The sequence below is a fragment of the Arenibacter sp. F26102 genome, assembly GCF_023015865.1.
Lineage (GTDB): Bacteria > Bacteroidota > Bacteroidia > Flavobacteriales > Flavobacteriaceae > Arenibacter.
Genome location: NZ_JALKBC010000006.1, coordinates 1 through 16,923, shown reverse-complemented (window position 1 = coordinate 16,923; position 16,923 = coordinate 1). Strand labels below are relative to the sequence as shown.

At 39.5% G+C, this 16,923-nt stretch carries 16 protein-coding genes; 12 read left to right on the top strand and 4 right to left on the bottom strand.

Going from position 1 to position 16,923, the window contains the following annotated elements:
- Positions 1-66 precede the first annotated feature (66 nt).
- The 6 genes from MWU78_RS09975 to tsaB are packed head-to-tail and all read left to right on the top strand — an operon-like array spanning position 67 to position 6,496.
- Positions 67-768, top strand: coding sequence for an ABC transporter ATP-binding protein (locus MWU78_RS09975; RefSeq protein WP_117018487.1), 702 nt, complete (start codon positions 67-69; stop codon positions 766-768).
- Entirely contained in the window at positions 761-1,990 is a 1,230-nt protein-coding gene (locus MWU78_RS09970; RefSeq protein ID WP_246997483.1) for an ABC transporter permease, read from the top strand. Before MWU78_RS09975 ends, MWU78_RS09970 begins: the two co-directional genes overlap by 8 nt.
- Position 1,991: 1 nt before the next feature.
- Complete coding sequence (locus MWU78_RS09965; RefSeq protein ID WP_246997480.1) at positions 1,992-3,254, top strand: ABC transporter permease; 1,263 nt, start codon at positions 1,992-1,994, stop codon at positions 3,252-3,254.
- Positions 3,255-3,284: 30 nt separating this feature from the next.
- The gene (locus MWU78_RS09960; RefSeq protein ID WP_246997479.1) at positions 3,285-4,433 is read left to right on the top strand and encodes an efflux RND transporter periplasmic adaptor subunit; all 1,149 of its coding nucleotides are present in this window, start codon (positions 3,285-3,287) and stop codon (positions 4,431-4,433) included.
- 31 nt (positions 4,434-4,464) lie between these two features.
- A complete protein-coding gene (locus tag MWU78_RS09955; RefSeq protein WP_246997476.1) occupies positions 4,465-5,805 on the top strand; it encodes a TolC family protein in 1,341 nt (446 codons plus the stop codon).
- Between the two features lie 19 nt (positions 5,806-5,824).
- On the top strand, positions 5,825-6,496 hold the full coding sequence (gene tsaB, locus MWU78_RS09950) for a tRNA (adenosine(37)-N6)-threonylcarbamoyltransferase complex dimerization subunit type 1 TsaB (RefSeq protein WP_246997474.1): 672 nt from the start codon (positions 5,825-5,827) through the stop codon (positions 6,494-6,496).
- Here tsaB and MWU78_RS09945 read toward each other — a convergent pair.
- The 3 genes from MWU78_RS09945 to MWU78_RS09935 all read right to left on the bottom strand — a co-directional run bounded on the left by MWU78_RS09945 (position 6,493) and on the right by MWU78_RS09935 (position 8,683).
- A complete protein-coding gene (locus MWU78_RS09945; protein ID WP_246997471.1) occupies positions 6,493-7,329 on the bottom strand; it encodes a mechanosensitive ion channel domain-containing protein in 837 nt (278 codons plus the stop codon). The genes tsaB and MWU78_RS09945 overlap by 4 nt on opposite strands.
- 181 nt (positions 7,330-7,510) lie before the next feature.
- On the bottom strand, positions 7,511-7,711 hold the full coding sequence (locus MWU78_RS09940; protein ID WP_215950179.1) for a dodecin family protein: 201 nt from the start codon (positions 7,709-7,711) through the stop codon (positions 7,511-7,513).
- A 69-nt stretch (positions 7,712-7,780) separates the two neighbouring features.
- Positions 7,781-8,683 carry a NifU family protein gene (locus tag MWU78_RS09935; protein ID WP_246997469.1) on the bottom strand — a complete coding sequence of 301 codons (903 nt, stop codon included), beginning with the start codon at positions 8,681-8,683 and terminating at the stop codon, positions 7,781-7,783.
- Positions 8,684-8,801: 118 nt separating this feature from the next.
- Here MWU78_RS09935 and MWU78_RS09930 point away from each other — a divergent pair, with 118 nt between their 5' ends.
- Complete coding sequence (locus MWU78_RS09930) at positions 8,802-9,794, top strand: type IX secretion system membrane protein PorP/SprF (protein WP_246997467.1); 993 nt, start codon at positions 8,802-8,804, stop codon at positions 9,792-9,794.
- A gap of 190 nt (positions 9,795-9,984) precedes the next feature.
- Here MWU78_RS09930 and MWU78_RS09925 read toward each other — a convergent pair whose 3' ends face one another.
- Positions 9,985-11,166, bottom strand: a complete 1,182-nt coding sequence (locus MWU78_RS09925; protein WP_246997464.1) for a vWA domain-containing protein — start codon at positions 11,164-11,166, stop codon at positions 9,985-9,987.
- 319 nt (positions 11,167-11,485) lie between these two features.
- Between MWU78_RS09925 and MWU78_RS09920 the strand changes: the two genes are divergently transcribed.
- From MWU78_RS09920 to MWU78_RS09900, 5 genes are all read left to right on the top strand, one after another.
- Entirely contained in the window at positions 11,486-13,690 is a 2,205-nt protein-coding gene (locus MWU78_RS09920) for a tetratricopeptide repeat protein (protein ID WP_246997462.1), read from the top strand.
- 72 nt (positions 13,691-13,762) lie between these two features.
- Positions 13,763-14,494 carry a LytTR family DNA-binding domain-containing protein gene (locus MWU78_RS09915; RefSeq protein WP_246997460.1) on the top strand — a complete coding sequence of 244 codons (732 nt, stop codon included), beginning with the start codon at positions 13,763-13,765 and terminating at the stop codon, positions 14,492-14,494.
- Positions 14,495-14,605: 111 nt separating this feature from the next.
- Positions 14,606-15,115 (top strand): gamma carbonic anhydrase family protein, encoded by a 510-nt coding sequence (locus MWU78_RS09910; RefSeq protein WP_246997458.1) that lies wholly within the window; start codon positions 14,606-14,608, stop codon positions 15,113-15,115.
- Between the two features lie 324 nt (positions 15,116-15,439).
- A complete protein-coding gene (gene fabD, locus MWU78_RS09905) occupies positions 15,440-16,324 on the top strand; it encodes an ACP S-malonyltransferase (protein WP_246997456.1) in 885 nt (294 codons plus the stop codon).
- Positions 16,325-16,479: 155 nt separating this feature from the next.
- On the top strand, positions 16,480-16,923 hold a 444-nt coding region (locus MWU78_RS09900; protein WP_246997454.1), incomplete at its 3' end, for a Calx-beta domain-containing protein.

Below are 16,923 nucleotides of genomic sequence, written 5' to 3'. Positions count from 1 at the left end.
AACAACTATACCCATAGTCGGTCATATATTCTTAATTTCAGGAAACTACAACTAATTCAACAAAACATGATAGAAATAAAAGATCTTCATAAATCCTATAAAATGGGAAGTAATTCCCTTCATGTATTAAAAGGAATTAATTTTTCGGTTGAAGAAGGTGAACTAGTGGCCATTATGGGGTCCTCAGGTTCTGGTAAATCCACTCTCCTGAATATATTGGGTATGTTGGATGTGCTTGATGAAGGGTCCTATACCCTGGACGGAGTGCCAATTAAAAACTTGAACGAAACTAAGGCTGCCCAATACAGGAACAAGTTTTTGGGTTTTGTTTTCCAATCCTTTAATCTGATCAATTATAAAAGTGCCATGGAGAATGTAGCACTTCCCCTGTATTATCAAAAAGTTGGGCGGAAAGAAAGGCAGGAAAAAGCCTTGAAATATTTGGAACAGGTAGGTTTACGGGAGTGGGCGGACCATTTGCCCAGTGAATTGTCCGGTGGGCAAAAACAAAGGGTGGCCATAGCACGGGCCATGGCAGCCGAGCCAAAGGTATTATTGGCGGATGAGCCTACCGGTGCCTTGGATAGCACAACCTCTTATGAGGTTATGGACCTTATTCAAAAAATTAACGATGCGGGAAATACCATACTTATAGTTACACATGAGCCGGACATAGCAGATATGTGCAAAAGGATTGTGCATTTGAAGGATGGGGTTATTGTTGAGGACAAGAAAATAACCCAGGTTAGGGCTTCCCAGTATGTTTAGTAGGGATAATTGGAAGGAGATATTTGAGACAATCCACAAGAATAAACTAAGGACTTTTCTGTCCGGATTTACCGTTGCTTTGGGCATTTTAATTTTCGTTGTTCTGTTTGGAATGGGCAATGGCCTGGTAAATACTTTCGAAGAGTTTTTTGGGGATGATGCCACCAACGTACTTTACGTTTTTCCAGGGAGGACCACCGTACCATATAAAGGCTACAAATCCAACAGGACTATTGAGTTCGATAATAGTGATCTAGCGGATATAAATAAAAATTTTGCCATGTTCGTTGAGTATACCACTCCCCGTATTTCCAGAAGTGGGTTGGTAAAATACAAAAACGAATCCAACAACTATACTACCAGAGCAGTTGGTCCGGCACATCAATATGCCGAAAAGACCATTATAATGGAGGGTCGTTTTTTAAATGAAGAAGATATAAAGAATAGAACCAAATATGTTGTCATAGGAAGGCTGGTTGAGAAAGATCTTTTTGGTAGTGAAAATTCTTTAGGTGAATATATAGATGTAGCAGGGAGTGCTTTTATGGTTATAGGTGTTTTTCAGGATGATGGGGGGGATAATGAAGAGCGTTTGATCTATATGCCATACACAACAAGACAGCTCATTGAGAAAAATACAGATAAAGTTGATCAGTTCATAGTCGCTTTTAAACCAGAAATAGGCTACGCTGGAGCAATGGCCTTGGATAGAAGCCTGGATAGATTTTTTAGGGAAAAGAAGTACATAAGTCCAGATGACCAGAGCGGGGTCTTTATTAGAAATGTTGCGGACCAATTAAAGCAAAATCAACAGTTTGCAAGGGTCTTACAGATCATAGTTGCCTTTGTTGCCTTTGGAACCATTATAGCGGGTATTATAGGTATTAGTAATATAATGGTTTTCGTAGTCAAGGAGCGCACCAAAGAATTGGGTATTCGTAAGGCGTTGGGAGCAACACCAAAGTCGGTCATTGGTTCTATACTTTTGGAATCGGTTTTTATTACCACCGTTTCAGGTTTTCTGGGAATGCTTCTCGGAGTTTTTATATTAAACTCATTGGGCGAAAAATTGAAGGACTACTTTATCACAAATCCCTATATAGATATTACAATGGCTATTAGTGCGACTTTAGTCTTGATACTGTTTGGCGCCATTGCAGGGTATATTCCGGCAAAAAGAGCAGCGGATATAAAACCAATTGAAGCCTTAAGAGACGAATAATATGGGATTTTTATTTGACAGCAATACATGGCAGGAGATTTTTGGTTCTATTGGTAAAAATAGGACTAGGACCATTATCACAGTGATAGGTGTTTTATGGGGGATTTTTATTTATATCGTTTTGTCCGGTGCTGCCAAAGGGTTGGACAATGGTTTCGAAAAGCAATTTCAAAATGTGGCTATGAACAGTATGTTCACCTGGGCACAAAGCACCAGCATGCCTTATAAAGGATTTAAAACCGGAAGACAGATACAACTTAAATTGAATGATGTGAGTATTTTAAAGAATAGGATTCCCGAGATTCAATATATCGCTCCAAGAAACGTAAAGGGTGTATTTGGAGGTGGTCCGGCCCAAATTATTAGGGGAGGTAAGTCAGGGAATTTCGCGGTTTATGGCGATTATCCTATTTCTACCAAAATAGCGACCAAGAAAATATATGATGATGGTAGATTTATTAATGACGAGGATATTGATGGAGCTAGAAAGGTATGTGTAATTGGGGAACGCACCCAAAAGGAGTTGTTCGAAATTGATGAAAACCCCATAGGCAATTATATCAGAATAGACAATGTGTTTTTCCAGGTAGTGGGTGTGCATAAGTTTACGCCAGGAGGTGGTTTTGAAAGTGATTCCGATATTTATATACCCTTTACAACCTTTAGGAAATTATATAATACGGGGGAAAATGTGGGTTGGTTTGCCATTGCAGCCTATGATGATGCCGATGTTATTAAGGTGGAAGAAAATGTAAAGGCGATTCTAAAGGGTATTCATAATGTGAATCCAAAAGATGACCGGGCTATAGGATCTTTTAACCTTGGGGAAATCTTTAATAGAATTGTCGGCTTTGCAAAGGGGTTGACCTTCATGTCCTTGGTGGTGGGTATAGCCACTATTTTGGCCGGAGTTATAGGCATTGGGAATATTTTATTGATTTCGGTCAAGGAACGGACCAAAGAACTAGGGGTTAGGCGTGCTCTTGGTGCTACCCCTAGGGAAGTTAGATCTCTCATTATCTTGGAATCGGTGTTTTTAACCATGATAGCCGGGGTTATGGGGATTATTTTGGGCGCGGGAGTGCTAAGTTTGATCAATAAGTGGACCCAGGGCATGGATTTCCCCTATGCCAATCCTACCGTACCTATACCTTATGTTTTAGGTGCTTTGGCCATTATGGTAGTTCTAGGTACTTTGATCGGTCTTATACCTGCCCAACGTGCCGTAAGTATAAAACCAATAGATGCTTTAAGAGAAGAATAAACAAACCAATACAAATAAATATATAGTAAAATGAATAAGATTGTAAAATATGTGCTAATAGGAGTTTTGGTGCTTGGGGCCCTTTGGGCGGCAGCCTTTTTTATAAAGTCCAATAGCAAGTCGGCAATTACTTACGAGACAAAAAATCCGTTCACGGCCAATGTTGAAAAGAAAACTGTGGCAACAGGTAAGGTAGTGCCAGAGGATGAAGTGGAAATAAAACCGCAGATTTCGGGTATCATCGATGAAATTTTGATGAAAGAGGGCGCTGAAGTAAAAGCGGGCGACTTAATTGCAAAAATAAAGGTGGTTCCTAATGAACAGTCCCTGAACCAGGCCAGAGGTCGTGTGAAAAATGCGGAAATAGCTTTGAACAACACCAAGATCGAATACGATAGGAATAAGGCCATATTTGATAAAGGAGTAATATCCTCCCAAGATTTTAATACCCAGCAATTGAGATTTGATCAAGCAAAATTGGAATTGCAGAATGCTCAATCAGATTACCAGATTATCCGCGATGGATCGGCTGGAGGTAGCGCTACCGCGAATACGAACATACGAGCCACAGTCTCTGGAACTATTTTGGAGATTCCTGTTAAAGAAGGGGATCAGGTAATACAGAGCAATAACTTCAACGATGGTACTACCATTGCCACCATTGCCGATTTAAGCATTATGATTTTTGAAGGAAAGGTGGATGAAGGTGAAGTTGGAAAATTGAAATTGGGAATGCCCTTGGAAATTAGCCTAGGAGCCATCAATGATAAAAAGTTCGACGCCAAACTTAGGTTTATTGCCCCAAAGGGTATAGAGGAATCCGGTGCAGTCCAGTTTAAGATAGAGGGGGACGTAACCGTTGATGACGACTTTTTAATTCGTGCCGGGTATAGCGCCAATGCCTCTTTGGTGTTGGAAAAGAAAGACAGTGTTATGGTAATTCCCGAGGCCCTTCTGCAATTTGATAAAATAACGGATAAGCCCTTTGTGGAGATAGCTATTGGTACTGTGGAAGAACAAAAATTTGAAAAAAAGGATGTTGAGATAGGGATATCTGATGGAGTAAATGTGGAAATTGTTTCTGGAATAACCAAAGATGACAAGGTTAAGATTTGGAACAAGACCGAGCCTATAAAGAAGGGCACGGAAGAAGATGATGAATCGGCAGAAGGGAATTAAGCAGGAATATCAATCAAAAAACAATCAAAACATGAAAATTAAGATTATAATAGCTTTGTCTATTTTCTGTTGTGGCATAATCACCGCCCAAGAAAAAAAATGGACCTTGGAAGAATGTGTGTACTACGCAGTGGAAAATAACTTGACCATAGAGCAATATGAACTTGATCTTGAAAATGCCAAAATAGATAAATCGGATGCGATTGGCGATATGTTACCCAATTTTAATGTAAATGCAAGTGTCTCCGGTAATTCAGGACTGGTTTTGGATCAATCCAGGAACCAACAAGTTACGGGAACGGTAACAACAGCATCTGGAGGCTTTAGTTCCTCGGTCAATATTTTTGACGGTCTAAGGAATATTCATAGATTGAATAGGGCTAAACTTAACGCCTTGGCCAATCAATATAGGCTGGATAATTTGAAGGACGATATAATGCTTGCAGTGGCTAATTCCTACCTACAGGTGTTGTCCAACAAGGAGTCCCTTAAAGTTTTTAGGGCACAATATGCCGTTACCGGCCAGGATTTGGAAAGGACAAAGGAGTTGGTGGATGCGGGAGTTGTACCTAAAGGTGATTTGTTGGAAATTGAAGCTACTGCTGCTACTCAGGAACAACAAATTGTAAATGGTGAAAATCAAGTGTTGATTTCACGAATCAACCTGGCACAATTGCTACAAATAACAGATTACGAAAATTTTGACATCGCGGAAGAAGAATTTGACATTCCTCCCTCCAATATTTTGGATAACTCCCCTAAAACAATTTTTGACAAGGCACTTACCTTTAGGAATGATATTAGATTCTCCTTATCAAATGTAGATTTGGCATTAAAGGATTTGGATATAGCCAAAGGGGCTGTGTATCCAACTTTGGGGGCTTTCTTTAATTATGGAACGCGCTATTCAAGTGAATTCAGAGATCCATCAACTTTTAACCGAATCTCTTTTGCCGACCAGCTATATTTAACCGATGGTATTGCTTACGGACTGCAGTTAAATATTCCGGTTTTTAATGGGTTTAGTGTTAAGAACAATATTAAACGGGCCAAGATCGGGGTTGAAAGGTCACGACTACAGTTAAAACAGGATAAATTGGATTTGGAAACAAATGTAAATCAGGCATATGTAGATGTAATGAGTTTTTCCAAAGCCTACGAAGCTGCACAGAAAACATTGGAAGCTAGGAGGTTGGCCTATGACTATTCCAGAGAAAGGTTTAATGTGGGCCTGATGAATTCCTTCGATTTTAGTCAATCACAATCCAGGGTAGACGATGCAGAGGCAGTATTGATAAGAACAAAATACGATTATATATTTAGGTTAAAGGTATTGGAGTTTTATTTTGGGTTACCTATAACATTGGATTAAGCTATATTTGTAGTCTATTATGGCTATGATTTTAAATTTAGAGACCGCAACCACCAATTGTTCGGTGAGTATTGCTAAGAATGGGGAGGTAATTATATTAAAGGAAGATAACAGCCCCAATTATTCGCATTCGGAACAATTGCATGTTTTTATACAGGAAGCTTTGAAAGAAGCTTCCTTATCTTTTAAGGATATATCCGCTATTGCCGTAAGTAAGGGTCCCGGCTCCTATACTGGCTTGCGTATTGGGGTATCAGCAGCTAAAGGCCTTTGTTTCTCATTGGACTTGCCCCTAATCTCGGTATCTACCCTGGAAAGTTTGGCCAAGCAGGGACTTGGCAAAAAGTACGATTTTATTATACCCTTGCTGGATGCTAGGAGAATGGAGGTGTATTCCACAGTTTTCAATGCAGATGGAAAAAACATAAGGGAGACCAAGGCTGAAATAATTCATAAAGAGAGCTTTTTGGAATTTGCAGAGAAGGGAAGTGTACTCTTAATCGGGGACGGTGCCGAAAAATGTAGGTCGTTGTTGGAACATTCCAATTTTAATTATGAATCCAAATTGCCTACGGCATTGGAAATGGGAGAAATATCCTATAAAAAGTTCAAAGCAAGCGAATTTGAGAATATCGCTTACTTTGAACCGTATTATTTAAAGGATTTTATGTTGCAAGGTAAAAAAGCCTAGGACTTCGCTTCGTGAATAACCCTTTGTGGAAATGGAATCTCTATTCCTGCAGCATCAAATCTATTTTTTAGTTCTTCCATAACATGGAAGTGAGCGGCCCAGAAAACTTCGTTTGGTGCCCAAAACCGCAAGGATAGGTTAACCGAGCTATCGCCCAATTCGGCTACATAAACTTCAGGTGCTGGATCTTTTAGGATATTTGCATTTTCCGCACAGATTTCGAGCAATATTTCTTTTGCCAGTTTAATATTGGAACTGTATCCAATGCCCACCGCAATTTTATCTCTTCTGGTACTTTGGGTATTGTAGTTAATGATATTGTTGTTGGACAATTGTCCATTGGGTACTATGGCCATCTGATTTCCAAAAGTACTGATCTTAGTGGTGAAGATTGAAATTTCTTTGACGGTCCCGTCTACACCCTGTGCGGAGATGAAATCACCTACCTTAAAGGGTTTAAACAGTAATATTAGTACTCCACCCGCAAAGTTGGCCAAGGAACCTTGTAGGGCCAGACCAACGGCAAGACCAGCAGCACCAATAATGGCTACCAAGGAGGAAGATTGTACACCCAATTGAGTAATTACCAAGACGAAGAGCATTAGTTTTAGACCAATGCTGATAAAGCTTTGTAAGAAGGATTCCAAAGAAGGGTCGTAATCCGCTTTAAGGAAGAATTTCCTGACCATTCTATTGATCAGCCTTATAATCCAAAGGCCAATTATAAAAGTTAGAACGGCAGTGATTAAAGAGGTGGCCAGGCCCGGTAGAATTTCCCATGCCCATTCTTGGGCTTTAGTTAAATTATCCTCGTATTCGTTAAATATATTCATGTAATTTTAAATTTTTGCAAAACAATAAAAATTCCGGATCCCTGTCAAATTCTAAGCACTAAACAATTGTTAATCTTGGGAGCTTGTACTTATGGTTCTCGTTATAACCTTACTATTGACAAAAAGACACTACAAAAAAAGCGCCTTTTAACGGCGCTTGTTGATTGAAATGCGAATAAAATTAATTCACTTCAAAAGTGATTTTGACATTTACGCGATAATCGTCCAGTTTCCCGTCCTTAACCGTTGCACTTTGCTCTTTAATATAGACCGAACGTATATTTTTAACTGATTTTGAAGCTTGCTCTACAGCTTTTTTAGCGGCATCCTCCCATCCTTTGTTGGAATTGGCCAGTACTTCGATAACTTTTAAGATTGCCATAATGTATAGTTTTAGATTCTCTTAAAGTTAACAAATAAAATATAGAATAAAGCCTAAAAGGTATCAAAATCAGCCGTTTAGGGCTACCACCTCTTGTACCTTATCACCCATCATATCTTTTAGCATTGTTTCAATACCATTTTTTAAAGTATAGGTAGACGAAGGGCAACCGCTACAGGCCCCTTGTAATATGACATTCACAGTTTTTGTTTCCGCTTCATATGATTTAAAAAGAATATTGCCACCGTCACTCGCTACTGCCGGTTTTACATATTCCTCCAATATATCGATGATTTGTTTTGAAGTATCATCCAAATTAGTATCCTCCAATTTGGCCTGAGGAGTATCGGTTTTTTGCTTTTGAAGGCTTGTGGCCGAAACCACTTCATGACCTTCGGCAATAAAATCCCTGATTTTTTCACGCAATTCCAAGGTAATGTCATCCCATTCGGCTACCTCGTACTTGCTTATTGAAACATAATTTTCATCAAAAAATACCTCTTTCACGAAGGGTAACATAAAAAGCTGTTTGGCCAATTGTGATTCTTTGGCATCATCTATATTCTTGAATTCAAAAGTAGTGGGAACTATTTTTTTGTTGGTAACAAATTTCATCACGGACGGATTCGGGGTCACTTCGGCATAAACGGTTACCGCAACTTTTTTCTTGTTGTCATCCTCAAGTACTACAGGTTCCCCCTCATTAAGATAATCTACCAACTGTTGGGCTACGCTGTCTTTTACATCGTCCCATTCCACTATATCATATCGTTCAAGTCCAATGAAATTACCTGATATGTAAACCGTTTTAATAAAAGGCAGGTAAAATAATTGTTTGGCCAAAGGCGAATTTTTAGCCTCGTCTATGTTCTTGAATTCGTAATTATTATTTTTTGTAATGAAATGATTAGTTTCAAATTTTAGTATCGCCGGATTCTTCGTGGGTACTACGGTAACTATAAACTCCTTCATTTTAATATTTTTCACAAAAGTACGAAGGTTTTCTAACTAATGGCATATATAATAATGTAGTATTTCATCCGTTATATTTTATATTTGGACGAAGTTATTAATTCACCCCTAATCTTAAATGAAACACCATTTATTGATCCTACTTTCGTTTTTTGCGATTGGCTACCAGTCCATTGCGCAAGAAGGTGTCCCAGTTTATTTTGATTATTTGGCGGATAATTACTATTTGGTATACCCATCAATGGCAGGAATAGGTGAAGGAGGGAAAATTAGGGCAACCATTAGAAAGCAATGGTTTAATGTGGACGAGGCTCCTAATATGCAGACCTTAAACGCCCATGTAAGGGTTGGTGAAAATAGTGGCTATGGGGCAACCGTATTTAATGATGCCAACGGTTACCATTCCCAAACGGGGTTAAAGCTTACTTATGCACATCATCTACGGCTGGGTGGGGATTATAGAAGTCTTAATCAACTTTCCTTTGGACTTAGTGCGGGAATTCAACAAAGTAATTTGGATGAGTCGGAGTTTGTTTCGGTTATTCCAGACCCAATTATAACCGGTTCCAGGAATAGTGTTAGCTATTTTAATATGGATTTGGGTATGTCCTATAATTTTATGGAGTTCTATGCCCATGCAGCGATACACAATTTAATGGGGCGCGGTAGGGATTTATATTCGGCGATCGAGTCCAACAACCTAAGAAAATACTTGGTATCCACTGGTTATGTATTTGGAAGGAGCGAATGGCAGGTAGAGCCTTCGGTGTTATTCCAGTTTACAGAGTTTACCCAGGAAAAGGCTATTGATATAAACGCAAAGGTTTACAAGAGTGTGGATTTTGGAACGGTATGGGGCGGCGTTTCTTACCGAAGAAGTTTTGATGGAGCACAATACCAGACCGCCACAGATTTTGGGGAACAACGTTTGCAGCTTATTACCCCTATCGTTGGGGTAAACTACAGAAATTTTCTGGTGTCCTATAACTATTCTTATCAAATGGGCGATGTTCGATTTGATAATGGTGGGTTTCATCAAATTACCTTAGGGTACGACTTTGGTCAATCCGAGAAAAGATACGATTGTAAATGTCCGGCAGTTAATTACTGATCTTATTGCTAAATTGGGCCCCTGGGCGTAGTCCCTTATCAATAACCATAATAATTTAGTTGAAGCACTTTCTTGTGCTACTATCAAATAAAATATTGTTCAACAGATCCAATAAGATCCATTGAACATTATTTTATTCAATTTATGAGGCAGTTGGGATTCTTACAAGGGATTCCGATTTTCTTTTAACTTACTGCTCCCAACGATAATTCTTCTTGGCCGCCTGCTTTTTTATTGCCGTAAGCATGGCATTTTCCAATTCACCTTTTTCGTTATCCTTTTGTTGCTCGGCAATATAGGTTTCCCTTTTGCTGTTCAGTTCTTGAATTTCTTTTTGTATGCCAATACGCTCCTTTTTCTTGTCTTCAACGTAGGTTGCAATTTCCGCTTTGGATTTTCCCTGTAATTCCATTGGTAATTGTTCATTTTTAATTTTAGCGATATCAAAATCCTTATCTTTAGAGGCATCCACTAAATCCCATGAGGAATTGGAATATAGTCGAGACGATTTGCTAACAGCTCTTTTTACAGCCACGGCTTCTTCCATTTCCATAGCATTGTCATCTTGGGCACTTTGCTGTTGAATCTTGGTTGCACCCAATGCGCCATATGAAATATAGGTACTGTTCAATTTGGAGTTTAGTCTAATGATCACATCGTCATATGGTGTGTTTATATGGACTACTTTCCGGTTATGGTCAATGGCCATATATTCCCCACCTGTTAGTTGGGCCCCATTTTTCCAATCGGTGTTTATTCCTTGTTCGTAGGCACCGCAAAAAATAGTATTAATTACGATGTCTTTTTCCTTGGCATTGGCCACCGCATCCCTATAGTTTAATTTTCCTTGGGTAAAAGGCTCATTCCCGGCAATAAAGATCATTTTTAGATTATCTGGATTTTTTCCCCAGTCCAACTGGTTCAACGATGTCTGAATTACCCGTCCACAATACTCTTCCCCTCCATTGGTAGACAGGGAGAATAATTTTTCTGAAATCTCATCCAAATCACTGCTGAAGCCCAATACCTGTTGGATGTAACCTTCCCTGGAAGATAGGTTATCGTTTCCATATTGATAAAGTGCAATTTGCAATTGAGGTCTACCATCGTTACCGCACTTGGCATGCGTAAATTTGTTGACAATATCCCATAATTGTGCTTTCGCCTGATTTATAAGTCCGTCCATACTGTTACTGGTATCAAGCAATAGCGCAATCTTGACCAAGTTATTGGCCGGCTTATATTTTTCTATGCCCGCTTCAGTTAATATGGGCTCTTTGCTGCTGTTCAAATAATTAAGGTCGGAACCATAGCTGTTGCTCATACCTAGGGTAATTGCCCCCATTATTAGGATTTGTTTTAAATTTTTCATTTCTATTTTATTTAAGTTAAACATTGATTCTTTTTTAATTTTAGTGGTTGGGCCATTATGCTTTACCACTAATGTTGCCATATATGAGTCCCCGGAATTTTAATTATTTCGATGTAAACCGGTGATATCACATGTTAAAAGTAGGAGCAACATATTTCAAAAAAAATCGAGAATGAGTAAACGGCTATCCTGGATGAGGCAACAGGAGTTTTGGATTCGTAAAGCCTGTTTTTTGGTAGTGAACTGCCCAGTTTGATGGAATTATGCATTTTTTAATATGATTTAAATCGATTATGTTTATCCTATATTATATAAGCTAATGACCAAGTATTTTTACATATGTTTCTTAATAGTGTTCAGTGGAACCGTTGGGTATGCCCAATTACCACAGACTGGGGAACAATTTGAGGTGCGGGGTGTTGTTAAGGAAAGAAAGGGCGACCAAGGAGTTTCGGGGGTAGCGGTGTCCACCAATAGCGGGGAGTATAGCCTGACGAATGCCCGAGGTGAATTCAATATTAAGGTTTCAATCGGAGAGGAGGTTGTGTTTAAAAGCCCAAATATGGAAACCGTGCGTTATCTGGTTAAGAGTAAGAGCGATATAGAAATTTTGGTGGATGCCTTGGAAAGGGGTGAAGTTGGTGCAAGCAATAACATTAGGGGGGATAGGTCGGTCTCTTTGTACCGGGCCTATATAGATTCGGCAAATTTTTATAAGAAGAAGGATATTCGCAAAAGCATCGATTTTATTACCCAATCCATTTCACAATTGGGAGTAGGTAATAATAAGGAGGAATTGGCCAATTCCTATACCACCTTGGGTGAAGTCTATCAGTACCACAAACAATATGATTTGGCCATTTCCAGTTATAAGGATGCACTTTTAGCGAACAAGACCCTTAAAACTTCATTGCTATTGGGTGAAACCTATATTTTGAACAAAGATTTTAGGGCAGCGGAGAAAGTTTTATCGCCCTTAGTCAAAATACCTAAAATGGTACCCTATCAAAGAGTGGAGCTGTACGAATTTCTCGGGGACGCCTATGTTGGCCTTGGTGAAGTGGATAAAGCAGTGGCCTTCTATAATGAAGGGCTTACGGTGGCCGAAAAGAATCAGATTTCACCAAAGACCATCGATTTAAATTCCAAGATAGCTGGGGCCTATGCAAAGGACAATAGGCTACAGGAGGCCGATGTTTATTTTGATAATTCCCTGCAAATGGCCTCTGGTCAAGCCCCTCAGCGGGCTGTACAGGAAAAAGAGAAGGTGGCCGATTTTTACAATCAAAAAAATCAATTTGGGCAGGAAATAGCATTGCGAAAAAAGAGCTTGGAGGATCTGAAGAAAATACCTAAAACCAAGTCGCCCGCAGCTGGATCGTTAAATCAAAACGATTCCATAACGGCCCAAAGAATAAATTATAAGATAGCCAATGCCTATATTGCCCAGGATAAATACGACGAGGCAATACCTTATTTGGAAGAGAGTATTAAAGATGCTGATGTTGAAGACGATTTGTTCGTCCAGAAAGATGCCACGAGAAAATTGTCGGAAGTGTATAGGTATAAGGGCGATTTCACCAAGGCTTTGGAGACCTATCAACAATATGTAGCTGTTGTAGATACCTTATATGTTAGAAAAGAACAGGAAATAGCCAGAGCGGCTCGTTTTAATAGGGAGATAGCCTCCAAACAAAGCAGAATTTCCGGACTGGAACAGGAAAGGGAACTTTCGCAAAGCAAATACAGCCTGGCCCTTACGGAGCAGCAATTGGTAGAAGAAAGTATAAAACGGCAGAATTGGATTATCTATTCATTAATTTTTGGAATGCTTTTGATGGGATTGGCCGCATACTTCTTTTATAGTAGCAATAAGCAACAAAAATTGGCAAATAATTTATTGGCCTTGAAATCGCTGAGGTCTCAGATGAATCCTCATTTCATATTTAACGCCCTAAATTCTGTAAATAATTTTATTGCTAAAAGCGACGAAAGAAGTGCAAACAGGTATCTAAGCGATTTCTCTACCCTAATGCGGGCCGTATTGGAAAATTCGGACGAAGATTTTATTCCCTTGTCCAAAGAATTGGAATTGTTGGAACTGTATACCAAGTTGGAGCATTCCCGTTTTACGGATAAATTTGATTATAAGATCGAGATAGATCCAAATATAGACATTGATGCTTTTCAAATACCTCCTATGCTATTGCAACCCTATATTGAAAATGCAATATGGCACGGGTTGCGCTACAGGGAAGATAAGGGTTTATTAAAAATAGAACTGAAGCAGAAGGATAAAAATGCTATTGAGATTTCTATAACGGACAATGGCATAGGTAGGAAGAGATCGAAAGCCATCAAGACCCAAAATCAGAAGAAACAGAAGTCCAAGGGCATGGGGAACATTAAAAAGAGAATAGAAATATTAAACGATATGTATAAGGATAAAGTGGACGTTTTTATTTCTGACCTGGAGGCTAATGGCACGGGCACCAGGGTAGTGTTCTCTATTAAGAGGGATTGATAAAATAAGAAGAGTTCTAGTTTGCATGCCACTTAGTCCTGCAATTTTTTCAATATGTTATAAGTTCCAAGAATGAAGTTAAATGCTATAATAGTAGAAGACGAAGTAAATAGCAGGGAAATTCTCCGTAATTATTTGGCCAAATATTGTCCTACCGTAAGTCTGGTAGGGGAGGCGGCAACCATAGCGGAAGGACTTGCCCTAATCAAAGGGAATGATCTGGATTTGGTGTTTTTGGATGTAGAAATGCCATTTGGAAATGCTTTCGATTTATTGGATCAGTTGCCGGACCGTGATTTTGAGACCGTTTTTGTTACCGCATATAATCAATACGCCGTGGATGCCCTTAATGCCCATGCGGCCTACTATTTAATGAAGCCCATTAGCATAGACGAACTCATAAAGGCAGTGGAATATGTAACTGAAATAAGGGAAAAGGAAAAAGCAATAGAAGATCGGATACTTACACCAAAATTCAATAAGGTGGACGGAAAGATCACCCTACCACAACAGGACGGCTTTCAAGTACTGAATGTGGCCGATATTTTATATTGCAAGGCAGATGACAATTACACGGAACTGTATTTGGAGAATAAAAAGATATTGGTGAGTAAAACTTTAAAATATTTTGAGGAGGCCTTAGGAGAATATGTTTTTGCCCGAATACATAAGTCGTATTTGGTAAATGTTAACGAGGTGGTCCAATATAAGAGGGGCAAGGGGGGTAGTGTTATAATTTCCAATGGAAAGGAAATAATGGTTTCCGCTTCAAAAAAGAAGAATTTGTTATCGTATTTTGAATAGCATAAATTTGCATAAAGTCTAAGGTTGAAGTGCCTAATAGGGGTAGACCACTAAAAAATGGAAATGGGAGGCTCTATAATGAAACCTTGCCAAGTAATTAAAAAAATCAAAATGATTAAAACAATAAACGGAAAATCGCCCCAGATAGGGGAAGATTGTTATATAGCTGAGAATGCCACAATTGTTGGGGATGTAGTCATGGGAGACCAATGCAGTATATGGTTCAATGCGGTCTTAAGAGGGGATGTCCATTATATAAAAATGGGAAATAAGGTGAATGTGCAGGACGGAGCTGTAATACATTGTACTTATTTAAAGTCGCCCACCAATATTGGCAATAACGTTTCCATAGGACACAATGCCATAGTACACGGTTGTACTATACATGACAATGTGTTAATAGGAATGGGCAGTATTGTTATGGATGATTGTGTTGTTGAAAGTAATAGTATTATTGCAGCCGGTGCCGTGGTTACAAAGGGAACACGTGTACCTTCGGGTACTGTTTTTGCGGGTATGCCGGCCAAAAAAATAAAGGATATCAGTACTGAATTAAGTGTTGGTGAGGTAGAACGAATTGCCAATAATTACGTAAAATATTCCAGTTGGTTTAAGGAGTGATTTTTTTATATTTAAGTATGCTTCAAGGAATATTTTCAGGTCTGTATGCTTGTAGAAAGGGAAACCTGATCTACCTCTCCTTTGGAGAGGTCGGAACGTCTTTTACGACGTTTCTGGGTGAGGTGAAAATGTAAAATATTCCAGTTGGTTTAAGGAGTAATTTTTCGGGATTGGAGTGTTGATGATTATTTTATAGTTATCAATTGAAAATTATATTCAATTAGGCTTGAGGCCTAAAGTAAACTAATTCTTGGGCTTCAGGGCAAACTCCTGATCAAATAATCTTATTTTTGCCACAACATTAAATAGTATAAATAAAAACGTATGAACGCATATATTTTTCCTGGTCAAGGAGCACAATTTGTAGGAATGGGATTGGATCTTTATGAAAAGTATCCCTTAGCGCAAAAAATGTTTGAAACCGCTAATGAAATTTTAGATTTTTCCATTACCGATCTTATGTTCGAGGGGACTCCGGAGGACTTAAAGGAAACGAAGGTTACCCAGCCGGCCATCTTTTTGCATTCGGTAATCATGAGTAAGGTTATGGGCGAAAGCTTTAAACCGGATATGGTTGCAGGCCATTCCTTGGGGGAATTTTCGGCTTTGGTGGCCAATGGTGCCCTGAATTTTGAGGATGGATTAAAATTAGTATTCCAACGTGCAATGGCAATGCAAAAAGCCTGTGAAATACAACCAAGCACTATGGCAGCTGTTTTAGGTTTGGATGATGCTATTGTGGAAAAAATATGTGCAGAAATACCTGGTATTGTGGTGCCGGCCAATTATAATTGCCCGGGCCAATTGGTAATCTCCGGTGAAGTGGATGCTATAAATGTCGCTTGTGAAAAATTGAAGGAAGCCGGTGCCCGTAGGGCTTTGGTATTGCCAGTAGGCGGTGCTTTTCACTCACCTTTAATGGAGCCCGCAAGGGAAGAATTGGCTGCTGCTATAGAAAATACTATTTTCAAGACACCAAGCTGTGCCATATACCAAAATGTACCAACCACTGCGGTAACCGATCCAGAGGTTATAAAAGCAAATTTAATCGCCCAGTTAACGGCCCCTGTAAAATGGACCCAAAGCGTGCAGCAAATGGTGGCTGATGGCGCCACATTGTTTACAGAAGTTGGGCCTGGGAAGGTGCTTCAAGGCTTGGTTAAAAAGATACATCCCGGAGCTGAAACTATGTCTGCGGAGCTTTCGTAAATGGCTTAGCAATAGTTTTTTGCTGTTCATCTGATATATTCATATTTAAGCTGTATTGTTAGGCTTGTGGGGTATTTTTTCTTAATATTGATTCCCTATTTTGGGGATACGGCTAGGCCATTCCCCATTTCAATCTTTGAATGATGTAACCGGCTATGAAAATAATTTCCCTATATAATATACTTTCCAATTTTTTGGTTTCTTATAAACTGAAGTTTTTGGTTTTTGCGAGTGCTCTGCTGTTTTTAGGGTTTAGTGGATATGGGCAGACGGTCGCATTTAGCACAACGGCCTCCAGTGGCCTTGAATCCGTTTCCAGCGCTGCCCTTGCGGTGTCGCTTTCCGCTGCGAGCGGTTCTAATGTTTCGGTGAATTATGCCGTAACCGGCACGGCTACCGGAGGAGGGACGGACTATACCCTGGCCGACGGTACGCTTACGATCTTGGCTGGAGACTTGACAGGGAACATCAGCATAGCGGGCATCGTGGACGATTTGATCGACGAACTTGATGAGACGGTGGTGGTGACGCTATCGTCGCCTACCAATGCCACATTGGGTACGAACACGGTGCATACCTATACGATCTTGGATAATGAC